A 1,851-nucleotide genomic window follows, 5' to 3' on the forward strand; every position below is an offset into this window, starting at 1 on the left:
TTTTCGGTCGGCGTCAACAGGGAGAGGTTCTCCGGAGCTTTCCTCGCCCACCCGAGAGCCCGGAGCATCGCCCGAATCTCCGTCCAGTGGATCAGCCTCGTCCTGGCAGGCGGCTGCTTCGGGCGCTTGACCTTCGTCAACGGGGAGGCGTGGAGCCAGCCCCACTCGTCCCGAGCGATCGACATCACCGAGGAGAGCAGGGTGAAGTCCCGCGCGACCGACGAGCTCTTGAGGCCCTTGAGCCGATGGTCCCGCCACCTGGCGAAATCATCAGGAGTCACGTCCTCCAGCCACTTGTCGGCGAACGGCAGCCCGAACTCTCCGAGGTAGGAGCCGATCCGCATCTCCTCCCAGCGCTTGCCACGCTTCTTGACGCTCACGTCCTGCCGGTAGCGCTCAAGGGCCTGCCTCAGGGTACGCTTGACCGTCTGCCCTCGCCTCTTGGCAAGGATCTCCGCCTCGGTCTTGGTCGCCCAGGCCTGAGCAGCGGCCTTGGTCGGGAAGGTCTGGGAGGTCCGAACGCCGGCCCGATCGATCTGCGCCGACCAGTTCCCCGTCTTGAGCTTGCGGAAGTAGGCCAACGTGATTTGTTAGGGCGGGGACGCGACGAATGTACCCGAACCGCCCTAACGGCCACGAACCCGGACAGGTCCGGATAGGCCAAGAAACTCAAGCGTGGCGCGAACTTACCGGCACATCACCGCACAGCCGGCGATAGCCAAATATCACCCAATATTCCTGTCGGAGGCACCAGCCGCGGCGGGGTGCCGCTCACCGCACCCGCATCGCGCGCGACAGCAGCAGCACCGGAATCAGGCCGACCAGCACGATCGCCAGCGAAGGCAGCGCAGCCTCGGCCAGGCGCTCGTCGCGTGCGAACTGGTAGGCCACCACGGCCAGCGTATCGCTGTTGAAGGGCCGCAGCACCAGCGTGGCCGGCAGCTCCTTCATCACGTCGACGAACACCAGCAGCGCCGCGGCCAGCGCCGAGCGCGTGAGCAGCGGCGCGTGCACGCCGAAGAACAGCCGCCCGCCCCCCGCCCCCGAGCGTGCGGGCGGTGTCGTCGAAGCTGGCCGGGATGCGCGCATAGCCCGCCTCCACCGACTGCAGCGCCACCGCCGAGAAGCGCACCAGGTAGGCGTAGAGCAGGCCGCCGATGCTGCCGGTCGCTGCCGCGGTCACCCAGGCGGACGCGCTGGAGCCGGGGGCCGCGGCCTGCACCCAGCCACCGGCAACAGCAGGCCGACCGCGATCACCGCGCCCGGCACCGCGTAGCCCAGCGACACCAGCCGGGCCAGCGGCCGCACCGCACCGCCGGCGCGTCCCCGCAGCACGAAGGCGAGCAGCACCGCCAGCGCGACGGCGGCGAGTGCTGCGATGGTCGCAAGCTGCAGGCTGGTCCACGCCCAGCCGGCGAAGCGCAGCCAGGGCAGGCCGAACTCGCCATGGCGCGCCTCCAGCCACACCGCGCGCAGCAACACCGCCACCGGCAGCACGAAACCCAGCAGCACCGGCGCTGCACACAGCGAGAAGGCCAGCACGGCGCGCCGGCCGTGCAGCGGAACCGGCCGGCCCTCGCGCGCCGCCGCACCAGCGCGGCTGCTGGCATAGCGCAGCCTCCGCTGCGCACGCCGCTCGGCCCACAACAGCAGCGCAACGACGAGCAGCAGCAAGGTGGCGAGCTGTGCGGCGGCGATGCGGTCGTCCATCGCCAGCCAGGCCTTGTAGATGCCGGTGGTGAAGGTGGTCAGGCCGAAGTAGGAGCCGACGCCGTAGTCGCCAGGTCTCCATCAGGGCAGTGCCACGCCAGCCGCCAGCGCGGGCCGCGCCAGCGGCAGCGCGACGGCGCG

At 70.5% G+C, this 1,851-nt stretch carries 2 pseudogenes; both read right to left on the minus strand.

The window, feature by feature from the left end:
- Window positions 1–581: pseudogene (locus tag Y694_RS21535) on the minus strand (hypothetical protein); the annotation flags it as partial.
- A 190-nt stretch (window positions 582–771) separates the two neighbouring features.
- Window positions 772–1,851 (minus strand): annotated as a pseudogene (locus Y694_RS21540) (ABC transporter permease); the annotation flags it as partial.

The organism is Methylibium sp. T29-B (genome assembly GCF_000576225.1).
In the GTDB taxonomy this organism is placed as follows: Bacteria; Pseudomonadota; Gammaproteobacteria; order Burkholderiales; family Burkholderiaceae_C; genus Methylibium; species Methylibium petroleiphilum.